Here is a 19,722-nt window from a genome sequence, read left to right on the forward strand (position 1 = left end):
CTTATATTCTTCCGTTTGCAATCGCATCGATCGCCTGCGGAAGCAGTACCCACTCTGCCTGTTCCATCACGCGCTGCTGCAGCGTCTTCGGCGTATCATCCGGCTGCACCTCTACGGCTTTCTGGAAGAGGATCGGACCGGTATCGGTTCCCTCATCCACATAGTGAACCGTCGCGCCCGTTACCTTGACGCCGCGCGCCAGTGCCGCCTCATGCACCTTCAGTCCATAATAGCCGACGCCACAGAAGGACGGAATCAGGGACGGGTGGATATTGATAATTTTATTTCTGTATGCCTCGATCATCGCCGCCGGAATCTTCACAAGAAATCCAGCCAGAACGATGAGATCCGGCTTACACGCCTTGACGGTCTCTAAAAGCGCCTCATCGAATGCATCTCGCGTCTCATACGCCTTCGGAGTCACAACAAACGCCGGGACACCGTGTTTTTTCGCGCGCTCAATCGCATAAACGCCCTCATTGTTGCTGATAACCGCCACAACTTCTGCGTTCGTGATCTTGCCGTTATCAACCGCATCCAGGATTGCCTGCAGATTTGTACCGCCGCCAGACACCATTACAACGACTCTTAGCATAATGTTACTCCCTTTTCTCCTGCCTCAATGGAACCGATGATGTACGGTGTATCGCCAGCGGACTTCATTGCCTCCATCGTTCGCTCTGCATCAGCCGCATCGACTGCTACAACCATGCCGATACCCATGTTGTAGGTATTGTACATCATATGCTCCTCAATATCGCCTTTCTTCGCCAACATACCGAAGATCGGCGGAATCTGATAGCTGTCTTTCTTGATGACTGCGCGAACACCGTCTTTCAGCATACGCGGAACATTCTCATAGAAGCCGCCGCCTGTGATATGGCTGCACGCTTTCACAGTCACGCCTGCATTCTTCACTGCTTTCAGCGCCTTTACATAGATACGGGTCGGTGCCAGAAGTGCCTCGCCAAGCGTGGTTCCCAACTCCTCATAGTAGGTCTCCAGTCCCTCTTTGTTGAGTTCCTTCTCAAATACCTTGCGGACCAGGGAGAAACCATTGCTGTGAACGCCGGTGGATGCCATACCGATCAGTACATCACCCGGTTTCAGGTTTTCGCCGGTAATCATGTCTTTTTTATCAACCACGCCGACAGCAAAACCAGCCAGATCATAATCTTCCTCCGGCATCAGCCCCGGATGCTCAGCTGTCTCGCCGCCGATCAGAGCTGCCTCCGACTGTAAGCAGCCTTCTGCAACGCCTTTTACGATATCCGCGATCTTTTCCGGATAGTTCTTGCCGCAGGCAATATAGTCCAGGAAAAACAGCGGCTCGCCGCCTGCACATGCAATGTCGTTGACACACATCGCAACCGCGTCGATACCGATCGTGTCATGCTTGTCCATGATGATCGCCAGTTTTACCTTGGTACCACAGCCGTCCGTACCAGATAAGAGAACCGGATCTTCCATCTCTTTAATCTTTGCCAGGGAGAATGCACCGGCAAAGCCGCCCAGACCTCCCAGCACTTCCTCACGCATCGTTTTCTTTACATGCTCTTTCATCAGTTCTACCGACTTATAACCAGCCTCAATATCTACTCCGGAATTCTTGTAATCCATGGTTTTCCTCCGTATGTCCTTGTTTATATTTTTAATATTTATTTCTGTGCCAGATACTCTTTATGTCCCAGTTTCTGTAATTTCTCATCCTTACCGGCCACTTCGTTCTTCATCTCCTCAGAGTATGCTTTTAATTTTGCTAAAAGCTCCGGATCGGAAGTTGCCAGAATCTTGGCTGCCAGAATACCCGCATTCTTGCCGCCGTTGATCGCTACCGTCGCAACCGGAATACCGGACGGCATCTGTACGATCGAATACAGAGAATCAACTCCGCCTAAATCCGAGGTTTTCATCGGAATACCGATTACCGGCATCGGAAACAGTGCCGCGCACATACCCGGCAGATGCGCTGCCTTACCAGCACCTGCAATGATAACCTTAAAGCCTTTCTCCTCAGCGGATTTTGCATAGTTAAAAAAGATGTCTGGCTCACGGTGTGCAGAAATGATTGTCATTTCATAATCAATCCCCATCTTGTCCAGAAAATCTGCTGCCTGTGCCATGATCGGCATGTCCGAATCGCTTCCCATTACAATTCCTACTTTTGCCATCGTTCATTCTCCTTTTCTCTGCATTGTATTTATTAGTTCTACTTATAAGTAATTTGAATAAAAACAGCCTTACTTATTAGTAATGATACTAGGTTTTTCATGGCAAGTCAATAGTGTTTCGAGAATCCTTCAAAATTTCGTCATACGTTCTCATGTGGCGCTTCCTGTTCCAAAATAATGTAGCCGTAATCAAGAACAAATTTCACTCTGACATTGCAGCCCATCCTGCTTTTATGTTATCCTTATTGGAATGACAACAAATAACCCATTTTCACCCCAAAGAGGTTCCCTAAATGAAACGGACATTATCATACACTATTACAAATAAAAACAAAGCTGACACCATCGGCGCCTTCCTCCGCGATGCCGGATATTCCCGCCGCATCCTCATCGAGCTCAAACAGAACCCTGAGCAGATCTGCCTGAATGGGACTCCATCCTGGCTGAACACACCGCTTCAGATCGGAGACACCCTGACACTCTTTCTCCCGGACGAACCCGTTTCCTCAGATATTCTTCCGGTCAATCTTCCGATCGATATAGTATATGAAGACGAAGATCTCATAATACTCAACAAAGCCGCCGGAATGCCTGTCCACCCATCCCAGGGACACCATGAAAATACGCTGGCAAACGCCCTCGCGTACCGTTTTGCCTCGCGGGGCGAACATTTCGTGTTCCGTGCCGTGAACCGCTTAGACCGCGACACCACCGGTCTTCTGCTGATCGCCAAACATAAAATAAGCGGCGCATTTCTCTCCGCCATGACTGCAAAAAAAGAGATACGCCGCGAATATCTCGCGATTGTTGCCGGTAAACCAGAAAAATCCGGCACCATCGATCTGCCGATCGCCCGAAAAGATAGTTCCACCATCGAACGCTGCATCGATATGAATCATGGGGAACACGCCGTCACCCATTACCGGTGTCTCGATTACCGGGACGATCTCGGCTGCTCCCTCGTCCGGCTTCGCCTGGAAACGGGGCGCACCCACCAGATCCGGGTCCACATGAAAGCCATCGGGCACCCGCTTTTAGGGGATTTTCTATACAACCCGGATTACCGCTTCATCGAACGGCAGGCGCTTCACTCCTATACGGTGGCATTCCGGCATCCGATCACAGGGGAAGCAATGGAGTTTACGGCTCCGATGCCGGAGGATTTTTCCTTCTTCTATTAATACTGCTTCCGCAGTCCCTTCGGATAATGGTTTTTCAGCGTCCCGCCGCTCTTCTTGCCCCATCCGAGCGAATACCCGTCCACACTCACAAGGCACCAGCCTTTTCCGGCGTCTTCCTCAGAAAGCTGGATCGTCTCGCCGCGCAGGTATGCCGCCGTCTCTGGCGCGTCGGCAGACAGGTTCACGTTCTGTTTTACCTCCGATGGATGCAGGGCAAGTGCCAGCGCGTGGGACGGCTCAAAACGATTTTTCTTAAATTCTCCCATCTGAAGCCCCGGGCGAAGCACCCGCAGCCCCTTAAAATCGACCATCTCCTCCGGCGTCCGGTAAAGCTGATCGCCAAACATCGTCATCGTACTGTCCGCTGTCCATTTCTTCAGCTCAATAAATATCTCTTTGCAGAAATCCTCATAGACTGCCAGAAGCTTCTTGTCCTTCATCGAAGCCGGATATTTACGCTTCACGCTCTCCGGCTCGCCCGTTTTTCGAAGAAGTGCCGCATAATGGCCTTCTCCCTCGGTCCGGTGCGGCCAGATACGGACCGTTTTCTCGATTCCATCCGTCACACCCGCCCCCCAGGCTGGAACGCCGTGCGAAAGTCCCGGATAGTCCGGCGTTTCCTCTAGCGCAAACTCTGGATGTGCCTCTAAGAAACGTCCGATCGCCTGCTCGTCCTCCTCCGGCGCAAAAGTACAGGTGGAGTACACCAGCCGTCCGCCCGGTTTCAGCATCATCGCCGCATTTTCAAGAATCTCCTGCTGCCGCCCAGCACAGCGACGCACATTCTCCGGGCTCCATTCCGTGACCGCCGTCTCATCCTTGCGGAACATTCCCTCGCCGGAACACGGTGCATCCACGATGATCCCATCAAAAAATGCCGGAAAATACTTCGTCAGCCGCCCGGAATCTTCATTTGTCACAACCGCATTCCGGATTCCCATGCGCTCGATATTCTGCGAGAGAATCTTTGCACGCGCCGGATGGATCTCATTGCTCACCAGAAGACCTTCTCCTTTAAGTCTCGCCGCCGCCTGCGTCGATTTTCCTCCCGGTGCCGCACACAGATCCAGAATCATTTCCCCCGGCTGCGGGTTTAAAAGCGAAGCCGCAATCATCGCGCTCGGCTCCTGAATATAGTAAACGCCCGCATCGTGTACGGATGACGCCCCGGACGATCCTCCGCCCCATAAGCGAATCCCTCCGCCGCCCACGCAACCGGATTCAGAGAAAATGGAGCCGTCTTAGCAAATTCCGCCGGATCCGTTTTCAGTCCGTTCACGCGCAGTCCCTGTGAGCGCTCCTTGTCGTAACTGGCGATAAACGCATCGTACTCCCTGCCGAGCATCTGTTTCATTCGTTCAGTAAATGCTGCTGGTAAATTTATCATGGTTTTGTATTATCCTTCTTAATCAAACATATAATTCATCTTTCCTAAATAATAATACTATTACATAAACAGCAATTCCGTCAACTATTTCTGCCTCTTCTTTCCAGTATCTTTTCCGCCCCATTTTCCCACACTATCCTCATGATTCGATGGATATTTACGTTCGTTCTCCTCCCATTTTTTAGTTTCTCACTCACACGCGGATGCAATCTGTTTTCTTCCAATTTTTCCAGTATCAGCATCGCACTGCACCGACGCGGAGAATTTTTTCTCTGGTGCCTGCTCTGCGGCGGCTTTTTCTACTCCCAACTCTCCCTGTACCGCCCCCGCCAGGCAAAATGCTGCCTGCTTCTCCTCACTGCCGCTGCCCTGCTGCCCTATACCCCGGAGCACCTCCCAGTCTGTGCTATCCTTCACACGCTTCTGGCACTGGCGGCTGCACTGTTATTTCTTTATAATCTGTTTTATTTAAGCTTGCAGCTCTATCTTTCGTCCCCAGCTCCTGCCCGTTATTCCCAAACACCCTCCAATACTGCCTTTTTCAGCAAATTGACTCACTCTCTGGATTCTCCTGCTGCCCGTGGGCGCCTCTGCCTCCTGCTTCTCTGGACTTCTTGTGTTTTCTGTCTGGACAGCTGGATTTTATCGGGAATCATCAACAGTGCCATGGAAATTTGCCTGACCTTAACCGCTGGAGTACTGTTCTGGCTGTTTTTTCCTTCACTACGCCTGGCATCGAATCATCCGCATTCCCTGTTGTAATTCTTGCAAAGCGTTTTTAAAACATCTCCCTATCAACAAAAAAAGCCAGTTCTATATCTCTCTTAATACACCAAAGATATAAAAACTGGCTTTTTACCATTCTTAGATTTTTATACCTGCTCCCTCATTTTAAGCAGATATGGTATGTAAACTTCCCGTCATACAGAGCCGGAAACTTCACCGAACGCCCACCTTAGTACACAATCTTGTACTCGCTGGAACCTTCTCCATTTACCACATAGTAAACGGCACGCTCTTCCGGTTTAACATACAGGGTCAGAGTCTCAATCTCGTCCTCTTTATGTCCCAGAGCTGCATATGCTTTCTTTGCTTCTGCCTCCAGCTTCTCGATAGAAATCTCAGCACCTGCGTACTGTACGTATGCAACTGTCTTTACTTCCTTTTTCTCAGCTGTCTTCTTTGCTGCAGTGGTTGTCTTTGTGGTTGTCTTTGTAGTTCTCTTTGCAGTTGTTTTCTTTACGGTCACATCTGTCTCCTTTTTCCCTGCGGCTGCTGCCATCTCTTTCTTCTCTGCGAGGGCGGTCTCCTTCTTCTGTACCGGCGCTACGGCTGTCTCTTTCTTCTCTACGTGTGCCAGTGCAGTTTCCTTTTTCGGAACGGATGCTACTGCCGTCTCTTTTTTCTCCACGGCTGCCACAGCTGTTTCCTTCTTTGCTACTTCCGCTACCGCTGTCTCTTTCTTTGCGACTGCTGCCACTGCCGTTTCTTTCTTCGCTACTTCAGCTACGGCTGTCTCTTTTTTCTCCACAACAGACGGAACCTTTTTCTCTTCCGTTGAAACAGATTTCTTTGCCGCTGTCTTGGCTAATGTTTTCTTTCTCTGAACCATATATCTCATCCTCCTTCTCTGCTTTCTCCGCAACGTCTTCCGGCTTGTGATTCTGTGCTCACTCACACGGCGCAGCTTTTCCGCCTGCGGCAATGCCTCATATCCGATTCATTCCCGACAGTCGAAGTAGGGACACCGCCTAATCACATCCTTGTCATTCTGCGGTATCCCCATAATTTAATTGTCTTATATTCAAGTTTCCCCAAGTTGTCTGTCCATTCAGATTATCACACAAATGGTCTTTTTCCGCCCTTGATCCACCGTCAAGCACATCCTATCCCTATTTCCATGACCTTGTCTGAACTTTAACAAATTATACGGCAATTTCCTGTTTTTGTCAACAAAACCGCTCTTCCTACCGAATCGCCAAGTACAAATTATAAAATCCAGTTACACTGACGATTCCCACCATAATCGGCGTCAGGAATCGGATGCAGAACACCCAGAGTTTTCCCAGACGGAATTTCGTACCGTCCGCCTCGATCTCCGCAAGTAGATACTCCGGTTTCCATTTCCAGCCTACATAGTAGCACATCGTGAGTCCACCGAGCGGCATCAGAATATTATCCGTTACCAGTCCGGCGAAATCAAAGACCGACTGATTCAGGATTGTGACATCACTCAGGACGCCGAAGGACAGCGCACTCGGAATGCCAAGCAGCGTGATCGCCGTACCAATCACAAGCGCCGCATGCTTGCGTTCCCAGCCCAGCGAATCAATCGCAAAAGAGGCACAGACTTCCAGAAGTGCGATCGCACTCGTAACGGCTGCGAAAAAAACCAGCGCAAAAAACAGGATTGCAAAGAAAGTTCCCCCCGCAATATTCGCAAATACCATCGGCAGTGTGCCGAAAATCAGTCCCGGTCCCTGTCCCGGCTCCAGACCGAAGGCAAATACTGCCGGAAAGATCGCGATACCCGCGAGAACCGCAATCACGGTGTCCAGACCACCGACGATCATACAGCTTTTTGGAATATTTTCCTTTCCACTCAGATAGCTTCCGTAGGTGATCGTGATACCCATACAGAGACTCAGGGAATAAAACACCTGTCCCAGTGCCGCGCTGACAGAAGAAAGCGTGAACGCCGAAAAATCCGGCTGGAAGATAAATAACAGTCCTTTCGAAGCTCCCGGAAGCGTCACGCTTCTGAAAATGATGACAAATAACAGAACCAGAAGCATCGGCATCATCAATTTGCTCGCTTTCTCAATGCCATTGATGCCAAAATAGCAGACAGCTATAGTCGCTGCCATAAATACAATATGCCAGATCACCGGCTCGCTGCTGCCGATAAAGGCGTTAAAATCCGGCGCTGCCGCCGTCGTCACATAGCTGGCAATATACTTTAAAATCCAGCCGCCGATGACGCTGTAATAACTCAAAATAATAAACGCCGCCAGTACGCCGAATATACCGACAATCCGTGCGTGCGGATGAATGTCCGCATACGCCTGCACCGGATCATGCCGCGTCTTCCGTCCCAGGGACATTTCCGTGATCATAACCGGAAGTCCGAGAACGACGATAAAAAACAGATACGCAACCAGAAATGGAAATCCACCGTTCTTTCCCATCAGATATGGAAATTTCCACAGATTTCCCAATCCAATCGCCGCCCCAGCCGTCGCCATAATAAAGCCCAGCTTACTCGCCCATTGTTTGTTTTTACTCATGTGTAGCCCTCTTAGTATTCTTTCATTTCATATTTGATATAGCCTTGCGTTATAACGCAATACAGATTATTATATCGAATTTTAGGGACTATGTAAACCGTTTTTAAGTGGGAATCACGCAAAAAAGTCTGTCCCCCGACACCTTTCCCATGCCAAAAGACAGACTTTTCTCTATTTCTTAATTCAATTCATTTCCGGCAGCACACTCCCGGCATTTCAGAAAGCCGCGCTGAATTTCCACTTTTTCTCTTAGTCCTCGATCGTATCGATCAGACTGTCATCATCAAAGTAATTGATCCGCATTGAAGCCTTCACATCGCGAAGCGTCTCAGCAGCCTTCGCCTCTGCTGCCTTGCTTCCCTCTTTCAGGATGTCAAATACATCCGGGATTCTCTTCTCCCATTCCTGGCGTCTCGCACGGATCGGAGACAATTCAGCCTGCATAACGTTATTTAAGAATTTCTTCACCTTCACATCGCCCAGACCGCCTCTCTGGTAATGTGCTTTCAGCTCGTCCAGGTTCTGGTAATCCGGCAGGAACTCTGCAAAATACTCCGGACGGCAGAATGCATCCAGATAGATGAAGACCGGATTGCCCTCGACTTTACCCGGATCCTCGACACGCAGGTGATTTGGATCTGTAAACATGGACATGATCTTCTTCTTCACATCTGCTTCCGAATCAGAGAGGTAGATGCAGTTTCCAAGCGATTTGCTCATCTTTGCCTTTCCATCGATACCCGGCAGACGCAGACACGCCTTGTTGGACGGAAGCAGGATCTCCGGTTCCGTCAGGGTCTCGCCGTACACGCTGTTGAATTTATGGACGATCTCCTTGCACTGCTCTAACATCGGCATCTGATCCTCTCCAACCGGAACGGTCGTCGCGCGGAATGCAGTGATATCCGCCGCCTGGCTAATCGGATAAGTAAAGAATCCAACCGGGATGCTTGCCTCAAAATTACGCATCTGAATCTCTGCTTTTACGGTAGGATTTCGCTGTACACGGGATACCGTAACCAGGTTCATATAGTAAAAAGTAAGCTCTGTCAGCTCCGGCACCATCGACTGGATAAAGATGGTGGATTTCTCCGGGTCAATTCCACAAGCCAGATAGTCCAGGGCAACCTGCAGAATATTTTTACGCACCTTTTCCGGATGATCTGCGTTATCTGTCAGCGCCTGTGCATCGGCAATCATAATATAGATCTCATCGAACTTGCCGGAGTTCTGAAGTCTCACTCTCTCGCTCAGAGAGCCAACATAATGTCCGACATGTAAGCGCCCGGTAGGACGATCGCCGGTTAAAATAATTTTCTTCATCTATTTGTTTCCCCTTCCATTCTGGTGTTTTTTCTTTAATGGATTTTTGCGCGTGACTGTTAAGGTACTGAACAGTTACGAAAATATTATATATCCTGGCTGGCAGACTGTCAACATTCTGAGACTCCATCTTCCCCAGTAACGCCCTGTTGTTTACTGTACACGCATACGTGCCCAGTAACGGAATTTGCCGTGGCTTCGCATTTAAATACGGCAAATTCCTGCTGCCACCACGTTTTCTCACGGCACTTTCGGTTCCAAAAGTGCCTACCCGTGAACAGTAACTCTGTTACCATTCTTGTCTTGCATATATATGTTAAACACCAGAATTTCCAGTTCCGGAAATTTACTTGCTCTGCACAAACAGCCAGTCTCTGACTGCTTCTGGCTCTTACTCCTGCAGGTTTACCATCACATCCGAAACATCCACTTTCTTATCGATCAGCCCGCTCTCGCTCATCCAGTCGATGTTTTCCTGCCAGCACTCTTCGGTCTGGGTCAAAAACGGAACCTCATCGCTCTCCATGAGCGGCAGAAGTGTCTCACAGGACTTTTCCTCCACGCTCTGGGTCAGAGGGAAGTTTTCCTCATTCTGATTATTCATCAGGATTGCCAGGCAGCCATTCGGATCGTTCTTAAAGTCTTCAAAGCCCTTCTTCGATGCGCGTAAGAATCCTTCCAGAACTTCCGGCTCCTGCTGGATCATTTCGTTGTTGGCAAGGAATACTTCCTCATAATAATTCGGGATTCCATATCCATCTGCCATGAAGTAGTTGACATCAAAGCCCTCTTCCTCCATCTGCGGAACCTCATGGTTGACAAGGCATCCGATCGTCGCATCCACATTGCCGGTCGTCATAGAACTCATCAGTTCAAATCCGACATCGATCAGGTTTACATCCGATGCATCCGCTCCCACATATTCCATCATGCTCTTGACAACCGCCTCGCTGAGTGCTGTTCCGCCGTAACCAACGGTCTTTCCAACCAGATTTTCCGGTCCTGTGATATTCTTATCCTTTAAAGAAAGAACGACACTTAACGGGGACTGCACGATCGCACCGATGGATTTGATCTTCGTTCCCTGATTGGCAACCGCCTGGATCACATCCTGCTGATAGTACATGCCGATCTCCGCCTTTCCAGCCGCTACCAGTGATAACGCATCGTTCGCATTGGCCGGAAAACGCACTTTCACATCCAGTCCTTCTTCCGCATAATAACCGCGCTCGATCGCCGTATAAATAAAAGTATGGATCGCATTCGGATACCAGTCAAGAACCACATTGATCTCCTTAAGATCCTGACTTTTTCCATCTTCCGAGGTCTGTTTCGCATCCGTGCCCTCTGCCTGAGCAGCTGTCTCACTCTTTTCGCTGGCCGTTCCACATCCGCCAAGTGTCATCATTCCCATCACTGCTGCCATCACTGCGGCAGCCATTCTCATTCGTTTTTTCATCTCATATCCTTTCAGTTTTACAAATTTCCGTCTATATTTCCCTATCACTTATCTGTTTTCCAGTTTTTTTTGCATATGACTTGCTGGATTCACATACCAATCTCAAAGATCTGCACTTCTTCACGAGTAGCTTTTTTGTGAATACACTTTTTTCGGTCTGCAGCACACATTTCAAAAATACAGACTTTTCAATATCCGCACACATACTTCAAAATTTCATCCTATATCACAATTTCCTACTCATTCCTCCAGAAAATCATCCGCTTTTCAAGCAGCGAGACAACCCACGTTGCCGCCATCGCCACTACCGATAAGAGCAGAATCGGTGCAAATACACCAGCTCCATCTAACTGGGTCATCATTCTCCGGCTGAAATATCCGAGTCCGCTTTGAGCGCCCAGCCATTCTCCAATCGCCGCTCCGATGATCGACAGCGGTACCGCCATCTTGATCGCTGAAAAAAAGTACGGAAGCGTCGCCGGAATCTTTAATTTCAAAAAGATCTGACGTTTATCCGCTCCAAATGTAAACAAAAGTTCTTCCATTTCCGTCTTCACCGACCGGAACCCGTCAAATACCGTGATCGTGATCGGGAAAAACGTAATTAGTACCGTTACCAGCACCTTGCTCCAGATCGTGTAGCCAAACCAGAGGACAAACAGCGGTGCCAGCGCCGTCGTCGGGATTGTCTGCGAGGCGATGATCAGCGGATACAGCGCCTTTCTTGCCGTCTCACTGGCATCCATCAGCACAGCCAGTCCCACGCCCAGCACGATCGAGATCAAAAGTCCAATCACGACTACCGACATCGTCGCCGGCAGATGTGCCGTAAATAATGGACCCCGAAGTTCCCACAGCCGTACAACCACCTGAACCGGAGACGGGAGAATATAGGCCGCATCAATCCCCATAGCCGCTGCCTGCCATGTAAACAGAAGCACCGCCACCAGAATCAGGGCTGGAAGATTCGCATTCATCCGGCTTCCCATTTTATTTATTTTTTTCTGTTCCATCACGCCTTCTCCTTCTTAAGCATTCCGATCAGTTCTTCCTTTAAGGACAGAATCTCCGGTCTGCGAAGCTCTTCCCGGGATCGCGGATATCCCGCCGGGACCTCGATGGAGCGCAGATGTGTGATCGGTGACTGTTCCACCACGAGAATCCGGCTGGACAGAAACACCGCTTCTTCCACATCATGCGTGATGAAAAGAACCGTCTTTTTCTCCTTCTCCCACTGTTCCAGAAGCCACTCCCGCATAGACAGTCTTGTCAGATAATCCAGGGCTGAAAACGGCTCATCCAAAAGCAGAAGGTCTGAACCCGTCAGAACCGTTCTCGCAAAGGCGGCTCTCTGGCGCATACCGCCGGAAAGCTCTTTCGGAGTCTTATCTCCCCAGTCTGCAAGTCCAACCGATTGAAGCGCATCATCCGCTTTTTTCTGCATCTGTTCCTTCGAATATCCGCCCTGAATCTCCATCGGAAGCATCAGATTCTCCCGCACGGTGCGCCATGGAAACAGCAGATCCTGCTGCGGCATATATCCGCAGTAATTTTTCTTCGTTTCGATCGATTCCCCATCCACCCGGATCACACCGGAAGCCGGGGTAAGAAGCTTATTTACCAGCCGGAAGATCGTACTTTTTCCACAGCCGGAAGCGCCGATGATGGACACAAACTCCCCATCCTGGACTTCAAACGACAGATGGTCAATGATCGAAAAATTCTCTACCGCATATTGGAAACGCACGTTGTCAAATGTAAGCATATTTACCGCCTCATTTCCCACGCCATATCCCAGAATGCCGCTTCATAGCGGGAGCAGGCCACAAAAATATCCACCAGATGTTTCTTTTGTTTCTCAGACAGATCCTCTGCCAGATGGTTCATCCACTCTACAAGGACTTCATTTTCCTTGTGGTAAGACTCGGAAGCGTATCCCCGGATCCACTCCCCATAAAATGGATGTTTGTCGGCATCCGGTCTGTCTGCTGCGATTTTCTTCGCAATCCATTCATAGCTGAGGGCGCAGGACAATATCGCTGCTGCCGCCTCCGGCGCGCCCCCCTCATAAGCGATGCGAAGCATATAAGAAGTATAAGAAAGGTTATCCAGAGCGACCGGCGTCTGTTCCGCCTCTTCTCTGGTTATCCCCAAACGTTCCATGTAAGCACGGTGAATATCCATCTCCCCATCCAGAATCGAGTGGGTATATCCGGCAAACAGGCGCATAAATGCGAGATCCGTTGATTTTGCCGCCCCGATGGAAAACACCTTTGTGTAATCAATCAGATACAGATAATCCTGTATCATATAATATTTGAATTTATCATGATCCAGACTGCCGTCCGCAATGCCTTTTACGAACGGTTTTTCATTGTAACCAGCCCAGATCTCCTTTGTGGCTTCCAAAAGCCTCTCTGTCATTGTCATACGCGTTCCTCCGCAAATCCTTTTCCCCGGAAATCAAATCCATGATCCATCGGACCGGATCCTTTGCCGAGATCCAGCATCGCTCCCAGTGCGCCGGAAATATATGCTTTGGCACGCTCCACCGCGGTGTCGAGATCATAGCCCTTCGCCAGATTGGATGCAATCGCGCTGGACAGGGTACAGCCCGTCCCATGGGTGTTGGAATTGTGGATGCGTTTTCCGTTAAACCAACGGTATCCGCCGTCCCGGTATAAAAGATCGTTGGCATCATTTAACTGATGTCCGCCCTTGCAGAGAACCTCACAATGGTACGTTTCACTGATCCATTTTGCTGCCGCAATCATATCGTCGGCAGACTTAATTTTCATTCCCGATAAGACCTCTGCCTCCGGAATGTTCGGTGTCAGAACCGCCGCTAATGGAAAAAGCGATTCTTTCAAGGTGTCGATAGCGTCGTCGCCGATTAACTTTGCTCCGCTCGTCGCCACCATAACCGGGTCCACAACAATGTTTTCTGCCTGGTACTCACAAAGCTTCTTCGCAATCGACTTGATCAGTCCGGTTGAAGAAACCATACCGATCTTTACCGCATCCGGACGAATATCCGTAAATACGCTGTCAATCTGCTGTTCCAGAAATTCCGGGGTTACCTCAAAAATCCCCTGGACGCCGGTTGTGTTCTGGGCCGTCAGCGCCGTGATCGCACTCATTCCATATACTCCATTGGCGATCATCGTCTTTAAATCGGCCTGGATACCGGCGCCTCCGCTGCAATCACTTCCAGCGATTGTTAATGCTGTCTTCATAATTAACTCCTTTCAGGCATCAATAACTTTTATAAGGCGACACAAGGTGGTGCCCCCAATGTGCCGCCATAAAAAACTTTTTGCAAAGTTTCTTACCATTTTTTAATGAAGCTTTTTTCACAAGCTTTTTCTCATAAACTTTTTCATGCCATTTTTTTGACAAAATGACAACGTTTTCATCTTTACAGAACCTTTTTTACAGCTTCCTTCAGTTCCTCTGCTGCCTTTTCAATATCATCGGCCGCAAACAAGGCGCTGACCACTGCAATGCCGTCCACACCTGTTCCTTTTAACAGTTCCAGATGTTCTTTATTCAGTCCGCCGATCGCAACAACCGGAATATCGACTGCCTGACAGATCTTGGCAAGCATCCCCGGCGTCACGGCATCGGCGTCCTTTTTGGTTCCCGTCGGATAGATGGCTCCGACTCCCAGATAATCCGCCCCATGCTTTTTCGCAAGAAGCGCCTGTTCTACATTTTTGCAGGAAACGCCGATGATCTTATCTGGTCCCAGCTTTTCCCGGACCTTTCCCGCTTCCATATCGCTCTGTCCCACATGGACGCCGTCCGCATCCACCGCCAGGGCAATCTCCACGTTGTCATTGATCACAAACGGAACCTGATACTTTCTGCAAAGCATTTTAAGCTTCTTTGCCTCCTCCAGAAACTCCGCCTCGTCAAGCTCCTTTTCTCTCAGCTGGACAAACGTCGCCCCGCCCTTCAAAGCTTTCTCAACCTGACTCTCCAGAGTTTCCCCCTTCAGCCATGCGCGGTCTGTCACCGCGTAAAGCAGCATATCTTCCGGTCTGCAGTTCATCTGCATTTCCTCCTTCTCTCAGCTGTTCTTATAAAAACGGACACTAAAGCTCTATTATCTTACTTCAAATTTTGCTCCAGCCTCCAGCGCTTCTCCGTTCATGCGATAAATAGCATCAATGATATAATTCCGATAAGTCGCATTGCCGTCCAGTTCACTTAAACGGGCGTATGCCGTCTCCCCGGCCAGTCCCATCGCGCAGACTGCCGCAGCAGCTGCCTCAAGCGGCTGTTCCTGGTTGGCTGTCACAAAGGCCGCCGTCAGAGCCGAGAGCTGACAGCCGGTTCCCGTGATGGAAGACATCTCCGGACGACCGTTGTAAATGCAGTATGCCTTCTCCGCATCCGCCACAATGTCGATCGCACCGGTAATCGCAACGACCGCGTTCATCTTTCCAGCAAATGCCTTCGCAAAAGCTGCCGCCTCGTCCAGGTTTTCCTTCGTCACCCGGTCTGCCAGATCGGCATCCACACCCTTCGTCGTTCCATTTCCAAGTGCCAGTGTCTTGATCTCCGAAATGTTCCCGCGGATCACGGTAAACCTGACTTCCTTTAAAAGCTGATTGGCGGTCTCTGTTCTGAGTTTCGACGCACCGGCGCCTACCGGGTCTAAAACTACCGGATGACCCAGCTCATTTGCCCGCTTTCCGGCAAGCAGCATGGATTCGATGGTCCGGCTGTTTAATGTGCCGATATTGATATTCAGTCCGCCGCAGATGGTCTGGATATCCGAAACTTCGTCCTTATCATCCGCCATGATCGGGGACGCGCCGCATGCGAGTACCACGTTGGCACAGTCATTGACAGTCACGTAGTTCGTGATGTTATGGATTAACGGACATTTTTCTCTTACATTATCAAATATTTCTTTAAACATGTGCTGGCTTCTCCTCTCTCAGTGCTTCCTGCATTCCTGCTAAAATATTGGCTTTCTTTAAACTTAAAATCAGAACCGCGCTTATGATCGCGCCTCCCGCGGTCGAGATCAAAAACGGAACCACATAGGCATAGACAGCCAGTCCCGCCGCGCTCTTTCCCATCAGGAAAACCGCCACCGGATATGCCGCAAATCCGCCCAGAATGGACGTTCCAAGCACCTCACCGATCAAAGTTGCAAACACACTCTGCGTTTTCTTGTAAACCAGTCCGCAGATCAGGGCGCCAAACATACTGCCCGGAAATGCCATCAGACTTCCAAGTCCTAACAGATTTCGGATCAGCGCCGCTGCAAAGGCCGCTCCCAGTCCATAGCCCGGTCCCAGAAGAACGGCACACAGGATATTTACCATATGCTGTACCGGGGAACACTTACTTCCGAACACCGGAACGGAAAATAAACTTCCTACGACGGCAACGGCACAGAATACAGCCGCAATCGCCAGTTTTTTCGTGTTTGTCTTATTCATTTTTCTTCTCCTTCTTTGAAAATTTGCAACTGTTCTGTTTCTTTGATATTCTTGAACAGTTACGAACAATTTACGTTTTCTGCATGAAATTCGGTCGATACTCTCTGGTATCCTCTCACGCCGGAACACGGCTTCCCATCGCTGCCTACAAAGCCCAGGGCGCTCCCCCTCAGCTCGCCGCACACATGCGGAATACGTTCCCCCTTTCAAAGAATTTAATTTTAAAAGAATGTGCCCTGGCACATTCCCGCGCCGAGCGCGGTTGCTTGCGACATGATTCCCTTCCGCCGCAGTGCGATCCCGCCCGGTAGGGCTTTTATATAACAGGAAATTTCAACGGATTTTCCTGTTATATGAAAAACAGGAGATACCCCTGCGGATATCTCCTGTAAAAATTCATCTCATGACTTCCTACGACGGCATTATCCGCATCAGGTTAAAGGGTCGAAGTTCGATTACTTCCTCTCAGCCCGCCAACGAGCTCCCCTGTTTTTATCAAATTTGCAATGTTTCCCTGCTGAACCATCGCCAGACTTATTATAGCGCATCTGGCGGAATTTTCAAGTATGACTTTCTGGTACACTTTTATCCCCTATCCTTTCACGATCAAGGTCAGCGTAAGCGCCCGCCAGATTCCGGTGAGTCCCATAATGCCACCCAAAAGAATCGCTAATGGGATCCTGAGACCGGTAAATGTAATGCTGAGCAGACTGCAAAGGCGCGTCTGCAATCAGCTGAGGCGTTCCATTCGTGTTATTACACAAATCCCCCAAAACCTCTACACAACTCACTACACACTTTTTTACACAATTCGCATAAGAAGATATAATAAATTGCAACAAGTTATATAAAAAAGTATCAAAAAACAGTACACAAAAAAGTGCTGAAACCCTACATAAATACTGGGTTTCAGCACTTTCTAATAAGTTATATGAAGTTACAACAAGTAGTTCGCTTACTGTGCCATCTGCTTTGCAACTTCCTCTGCAAAGTTCTCTTCCTTCTTTTCGATACCTTCACCAGTCTCGAAACGAACGAACTTCTTAACAGTGATCTTCGCGCCATTCTCTTTAGCAACCTGAGCTACATACTGAGCTACGCTCTGCTTGCCATCCTCAGCCTTAACATATACCTGATCCAGAAGACAGATCTCTTTGAGCTCTTTCTTGATACGACCCATAACCATGCCGCTGATGATCTTGTCGTTTGCGTCCGGCTTCTCGTTCTTAGCTGCTACAGTCAGGATCTCTTTCTCTTTTGCGATGTAATCTGCATCTACTTCGCTGTCGTTGGTGTACAGCGGTTTCAGAGCTGCAGCCTGCATAGCTACGTTCTTAGCCATCTCTTTGATTGCATCGTTTACAACGTCAGTTTCAACGTCTACCAGAACGCCGATCTTGCCGCCTGCATGGATGTAGGAAGCAACGAAACCGTTCTCCTCAGCTAACTGAGCAAAACGACGGATCTTCATGTTCTCGCCGATGATGGAGATCTGGGAAGACAGAGCCTCTGCAACTGTCAGGGACGGATCCTTTGCCCATTTTTCAGCCAGGAATGCGTCAATATCTGCTGCGCTTGTGTTCAGCGCCTGCTCAGCAACATCAGATACATAGTTCTGGAACTTCTCGTTCTTAGCTACGAAGTCTGTCTCTGCGTTTACTTCTACTACAACTGCCTTCTTTTCATCAGCGGTAACCTTAGTCATAACGATACCCTCTGCTGCAATACGGCCAGCTTTCTTAGTAGCGCCTGCAAGTCCTTTTTCTCTCAGGAACTCAACAGCTTTGTCCATGTCGCCATCTGTAGCTGCAAGAGCTTTCTTACAGTCCATCATACCAGCGCCTGTCATTTCACGTAACTCTTTTACCATTGCGGCTGTAACTGCCATCTTAAATCCCTCCGTGTATATAAATTCAGGTACACGTTCGTATACCCGCGCGGAGCACGCTTTTATGCGGAAAACCGCGGCGTGCTCCTGGTCTTTTGGTTTCAGTTTTTAATTTTGGGGTTAATTAAGCCTCTGTAGCCTCTGCTTCGCCCTCTGCTGCAGCTGCCTCAGCCTCGCCCTGCTTAGCTTCGATAACAGCGTCTGCCATTCTGGAAACGATCAGTTTTACGGCACGGATAGCATCATCGTTACCCGGGATTACATAATCCAGCTCTTCCGGATCACAGTTGGTATCGATGATACCGATCAGCGGAATACCCAGAGTATGAGCCTCCTGTACGCAGATTCTTTCCTTCTTCGGATCTACTACGAAGATAGCATCCGGGATCTTCTTCATATCTTTGATACCGCCCAGGTTCTTCTCCAGCTTCTCCCACTCTTTTTTCAGCTCGATAACTTCTTTCTTCGGCAGAACGTCGAAAGTTCCGTCCTCAGACATAGCCTCGATCTGTTTTAATCTAGCGATACGGCTCTGGATGGTCTTGAAGTTTGTCAGCATACCGCCTAACCATCTCTCGTTTACATAGAACATACCACATCTCTCAGCCTCGGTCTTGATAGCGTCCTGAGCCTGCTTCTTTGTACCAACGAACAGGATTGTGCCGCCGTCTGCTGCGATATCGGATACTGCCTTGTAAGCCTCATCTACTTTACCTACAGATTTCTGAAGGTCGATGATGTGGATACCATTTCTCTCGGTGTAGATGTACGGAGCCATTTTCGGGTTCCATCTTCTGGTCTGGTGTCCAAAATGTACACCTGCTTCAAGTAACTGCTTCATTGAAATAACGCTCATGTTTCTTTCCTCCAATTTTGGTTTTTCTTCCGCCGTCTTCTCATGCTTTCCGCGGGGACTCATAATGAGCACCGTCCTGCGCAAATCCGACCGGCGTGAATTTTCAGCCTTTATACTATATCACAGGCAAGGTATACATGCAAGTGGAAATTAAAAAAATCACGCATTTTCCTTCATTTTTCTTCGTTTCTTGAATTTCTTCCAGCAAGCATATACGGAATGATAATACAAAACCTTCAGTAAAAACTTTTAGCAATTCTATGTAAATTAAAAGCGGGCTCCGAAAACCTCGGAACCCGCATAAATCCTAGAAATAAAAAGAGCGCGAGACGGGACTCGAACCCGCGGCCTCGACCTTGGCAAGGTCGCGCTCCACCAACTGAGCCACTCGCGCATATTTGTAAGAATCGGGGTGACAGGATTCGAACCTGCGACCTCCTGGTCCCAAACCAGCGCTCTAGCCAAGCTGAGCCACACCCCGTCATCCACGTTTATATTTGATTTTCTTGAACGTTTATATACCTTCAAAACTGCACACTGAATTTCTTCTACTTTCTATCTTTCATCCTTTTAGGAAATAACTTCCTCTTTCCTATCCAATTCTTAACCATAACCTTTTGGTTAAGCCCTCGACCGATTAGTAACAGTCAGCTTCACGTATTACTACGCTTCCACCTCTGCCCTATCTACCTCGTCGTCTTCAAGGGGTCT

Annotated in this window: 20 protein-coding genes, 2 tRNA genes, 1 rRNA gene and 1 riboswitch; of the genes, 1 reads left to right on the plus strand and 22 read right to left on the minus strand. The window is 49.0% G+C overall.

What is annotated here, in order from left to right; genetic code table 11:
- Position 1: 1 nt before the first annotated feature.
- The 3 genes from purN to purE are packed head-to-tail and all read right to left on the minus strand — an operon-like array spanning position 2 to position 2,171.
- Positions 2 to 595 carry a phosphoribosylglycinamide formyltransferase gene (gene purN, locus DWX91_RS10640; protein ID WP_118467813.1) on the minus strand — a complete coding sequence of 198 codons (594 nt, stop codon included), beginning with the start codon at positions 593 to 595 and terminating at the stop codon, positions 2 to 4.
- Entirely contained in the window at positions 589 to 1,620 is a 1,032-nt protein-coding gene (purM, locus tag DWX91_RS10645; protein WP_118472119.1) for a phosphoribosylformylglycinamidine cyclo-ligase, read from the minus strand. Before purM ends, purN begins: the two co-directional genes overlap by 7 nt.
- A 38-nt stretch (positions 1,621 to 1,658) precedes the next feature.
- Entirely contained in the window at positions 1,659 to 2,171 is a 513-nt protein-coding gene (purE, locus tag DWX91_RS10650; protein ID WP_107000367.1) for a 5-(carboxyamino)imidazole ribonucleotide mutase, read from the minus strand.
- A 293-nt stretch (positions 2,172 to 2,464) separates the two neighbouring features.
- Here purE and DWX91_RS10655 point away from each other — a divergent pair, with 293 nt between their 5' ends.
- On the plus strand, positions 2,465 to 3,352 hold the full coding sequence (locus DWX91_RS10655; RefSeq protein WP_118472120.1) for an RluA family pseudouridine synthase: 888 nt from the start codon (positions 2,465 to 2,467) through the stop codon (positions 3,350 to 3,352).
- Here the strand turns inward: DWX91_RS10655 and DWX91_RS10660 are convergent.
- From DWX91_RS10660 to DWX91_RS10745, 19 genes are all read right to left on the minus strand, one after another.
- A complete protein-coding gene (locus DWX91_RS10660) occupies positions 3,349 to 4,467 on the minus strand; it encodes an RsmF rRNA methyltransferase first C-terminal domain-containing protein (RefSeq protein WP_412693884.1) in 1,119 nt (372 codons plus the stop codon). The two genes, DWX91_RS10655 and DWX91_RS10660, sit on opposite strands and share 4 nt — an antisense overlap.
- Positions 4,464 to 4,739, minus strand: a complete 276-nt coding sequence (locus DWX91_RS18150) for a hypothetical protein (protein ID WP_412693885.1) — start codon at positions 4,737 to 4,739, stop codon at positions 4,464 to 4,466. Before DWX91_RS18150 ends, DWX91_RS10660 begins: the two co-directional genes overlap by 4 nt.
- Positions 4,740 to 4,928: 189 nt before the next feature.
- Positions 4,929 to 5,156 carry a hypothetical protein gene (locus tag DWX91_RS10665; protein WP_118472121.1) on the minus strand — a complete coding sequence of 76 codons (228 nt, stop codon included), beginning with the start codon at positions 5,154 to 5,156 and terminating at the stop codon, positions 4,929 to 4,931.
- A gap of 538 nt (positions 5,157 to 5,694) precedes the next feature.
- Complete coding sequence (locus tag DWX91_RS10670) at positions 5,695 to 6,351, minus strand: DUF6465 family protein (protein ID WP_118472122.1); 657 nt, start codon at positions 6,349 to 6,351, stop codon at positions 5,695 to 5,697.
- A gap of 355 nt (positions 6,352 to 6,706) precedes the next feature.
- Positions 6,707 to 8,026, minus strand: a complete 1,320-nt coding sequence (locus tag DWX91_RS10675; RefSeq protein WP_117796330.1) for a sodium-dependent transporter — start codon at positions 8,024 to 8,026, stop codon at positions 6,707 to 6,709.
- A 249-nt stretch (positions 8,027 to 8,275) separates the two neighbouring features.
- On the minus strand, positions 8,276 to 9,349 hold the full coding sequence (gene trpS / locus DWX91_RS10680; protein WP_118472123.1) for a tryptophan--tRNA ligase: 1,074 nt from the start codon (positions 9,347 to 9,349) through the stop codon (positions 8,276 to 8,278).
- A 391-nt stretch (positions 9,350 to 9,740) separates the two neighbouring features.
- Positions 9,741 to 10,808: an ABC transporter substrate-binding protein gene (locus DWX91_RS10685; protein ID WP_118538841.1), complete on the minus strand. Its 1,068-nt coding sequence runs from the start codon at positions 10,806 to 10,808 to the stop codon at positions 9,741 to 9,743.
- A gap of 236 nt (positions 10,809 to 11,044) precedes the next feature.
- Complete coding sequence (locus DWX91_RS10690) at positions 11,045 to 11,785, minus strand: ABC transporter permease (protein WP_118472138.1); 741 nt, start codon at positions 11,783 to 11,785, stop codon at positions 11,045 to 11,047.
- Between the two features lie 35 nt (positions 11,786 to 11,820).
- On the minus strand, positions 11,821 to 12,573 hold the full coding sequence (locus DWX91_RS10695) for an ABC transporter ATP-binding protein (RefSeq protein ID WP_118472124.1): 753 nt from the start codon (positions 12,571 to 12,573) through the stop codon (positions 11,821 to 11,823).
- A 2-nt stretch (positions 12,574 to 12,575) separates the two neighbouring features.
- Entirely contained in the window at positions 12,576 to 13,238 is a 663-nt protein-coding gene (gene tenA / locus DWX91_RS10700; RefSeq protein WP_118472125.1) for a thiaminase II, read from the minus strand.
- Positions 13,235 to 14,044: a bifunctional hydroxymethylpyrimidine kinase/phosphomethylpyrimidine kinase gene (gene thiD / locus DWX91_RS10705; RefSeq protein ID WP_118472126.1), complete on the minus strand. Its 810-nt coding sequence runs from the start codon at positions 14,042 to 14,044 to the stop codon at positions 13,235 to 13,237. The genes tenA and thiD overlap by 4 nt, the downstream gene beginning before the upstream one ends.
- 182 nt (positions 14,045 to 14,226) lie before the next feature.
- A complete protein-coding gene (gene thiE, locus DWX91_RS10710; RefSeq protein WP_118472127.1) occupies positions 14,227 to 14,862 on the minus strand; it encodes a thiamine phosphate synthase in 636 nt (211 codons plus the stop codon).
- A 54-nt stretch (positions 14,863 to 14,916) separates the two neighbouring features.
- Positions 14,917 to 15,738, minus strand: a complete 822-nt coding sequence (gene thiM / locus DWX91_RS10715) for a hydroxyethylthiazole kinase (RefSeq protein ID WP_117796325.1) — start codon at positions 15,736 to 15,738, stop codon at positions 14,917 to 14,919.
- Entirely contained in the window at positions 15,731 to 16,267 is a 537-nt protein-coding gene (thiW, locus tag DWX91_RS10720; RefSeq protein ID WP_117796324.1) for an energy coupling factor transporter S component ThiW, read from the minus strand. Before thiW ends, thiM begins: the two co-directional genes overlap by 8 nt.
- A 391-nt stretch (positions 16,268 to 16,658) precedes the next feature.
- A riboswitch (TPP riboswitch) is annotated at positions 16,659 to 16,765 on the minus strand.
- A 457-nt stretch (positions 16,766 to 17,222) separates the two neighbouring features.
- Positions 17,223 to 18,155 carry a translation elongation factor Ts gene (gene tsf / locus DWX91_RS10725; RefSeq protein WP_117796323.1) on the minus strand — a complete coding sequence of 311 codons (933 nt, stop codon included), beginning with the start codon at positions 18,153 to 18,155 and terminating at the stop codon, positions 17,223 to 17,225.
- Positions 18,156 to 18,279: 124 nt separating this feature from the next.
- On the minus strand, positions 18,280 to 19,011 hold the full coding sequence (gene rpsB / locus DWX91_RS10730) for a 30S ribosomal protein S2 (protein WP_022359217.1): 732 nt from the start codon (positions 19,009 to 19,011) through the stop codon (positions 18,280 to 18,282).
- Positions 19,012 to 19,332: 321 nt separating this feature from the next.
- Positions 19,333 to 19,405, minus strand: a tRNA-Gly gene (locus tag DWX91_RS10735).
- A 13-nt stretch (positions 19,406 to 19,418) separates the two neighbouring features.
- Positions 19,419 to 19,492, minus strand: a tRNA-Pro gene (locus tag DWX91_RS10740).
- Positions 19,493 to 19,628: 136 nt separating this feature from the next.
- A 23S ribosomal RNA gene (locus DWX91_RS10745) occupies positions 19,629 to 19,722 on the minus strand; the annotation flags it as partial.

It is taken from the genome of Clostridium sp. AF22-10 (assembly GCF_003478725.1).
Taxonomy (GTDB): Bacteria; Bacillota; Clostridia; order Lachnospirales; family Lachnospiraceae; genus Otoolea; species Otoolea fessa.

Bases quoted from the DNA above. Each gene is read 5' to 3' on its own strand.
- purN (WP_118467813.1), bottom strand. From the start codon at position 595: ATGCTAAGAGTCGTTGTAATGGTGTCTGGCGGCGGTACAAATCTGCAG.
- purM (WP_118472119.1), bottom strand. From the start codon at position 1,620: ATGGATTACAAGAATTCCGGAGTAGATATTGAGGCTGGTTATAAGTCG.
- purE (WP_107000367.1), bottom strand. From the start codon at position 2,171: ATGGCAAAAGTAGGAATTGTAATGGGAAGCGATTCGGACATGCCGATC.
- DWX91_RS10655 (WP_118472120.1), top strand. From the start codon at position 2,465: ATGAAACGGACATTATCATACACTATTACAAATAAAAACAAAGCTGAC.
- DWX91_RS10660 (WP_412693884.1), bottom strand. From the start codon at position 4,467: ATGATTGCGGCTTCGCTTTTAAACCCGCAGCCGGGGGAAATGATTCTG.
- DWX91_RS18150 (WP_412693885.1), bottom strand. From the start codon at position 4,739: ATGATAAATTTACCAGCAGCATTTACTGAACGAATGAAACAGATGCTC.
- DWX91_RS10670 (WP_118472122.1), bottom strand. From the start codon at position 6,351: ATGGTTCAGAGAAAGAAAACATTAGCCAAGACAGCGGCAAAGAAATCT.
- DWX91_RS10675 (WP_117796330.1), bottom strand. From the start codon at position 8,026: ATGAGTAAAAACAAACAATGGGCGAGTAAGCTGGGCTTTATTATGGCG.
- trpS (WP_118472123.1), bottom strand. From the start codon at position 9,349: ATGAAGAAAATTATTTTAACCGGCGATCGTCCTACCGGGCGCTTACAT.
- DWX91_RS10685 (WP_118538841.1), bottom strand. From the start codon at position 10,808: ATGAAAAAACGAATGAGAATGGCTGCCGCAGTGATGGCAGCAGTGATG.
- DWX91_RS10690 (WP_118472138.1), bottom strand. From the start codon at position 11,785: ATGAATGCGAATCTTCCAGCCCTGATTCTGGTGGCGGTGCTTCTGTTT.
- DWX91_RS10695 (WP_118472124.1), bottom strand. From the start codon at position 12,573: ATGCTTACATTTGACAACGTGCGTTTCCAATATGCGGTAGAGAATTTT.
- tenA (WP_118472125.1), bottom strand. From the start codon at position 13,238: ATGACAATGACAGAGAGGCTTTTGGAAGCCACAAAGGAGATCTGGGCT.
- thiD (WP_118472126.1), bottom strand. From the start codon at position 14,044: ATGAAGACAGCATTAACAATCGCTGGAAGTGATTGCAGCGGAGGCGCC.
- thiE (WP_118472127.1), bottom strand. From the start codon at position 14,862: ATGAACTGCAGACCGGAAGATATGCTGCTTTACGCGGTGACAGACCGC.
- thiM (WP_117796325.1), bottom strand. From the start codon at position 15,738: ATGTTTAAAGAAATATTTGATAATGTAAGAGAAAAATGTCCGTTAATC.
- thiW (WP_117796324.1), bottom strand. From the start codon at position 16,267: ATGAATAAGACAAACACGAAAAAACTGGCGATTGCGGCTGTATTCTGT.
- tsf (WP_117796323.1), bottom strand. From the start codon at position 18,155: ATGGCAGTTACAGCCGCAATGGTAAAAGAGTTACGTGAAATGACAGGC.
- rpsB (WP_022359217.1), bottom strand. From the start codon at position 19,011: ATGAGCGTTATTTCAATGAAGCAGTTACTTGAAGCAGGTGTACATTTT.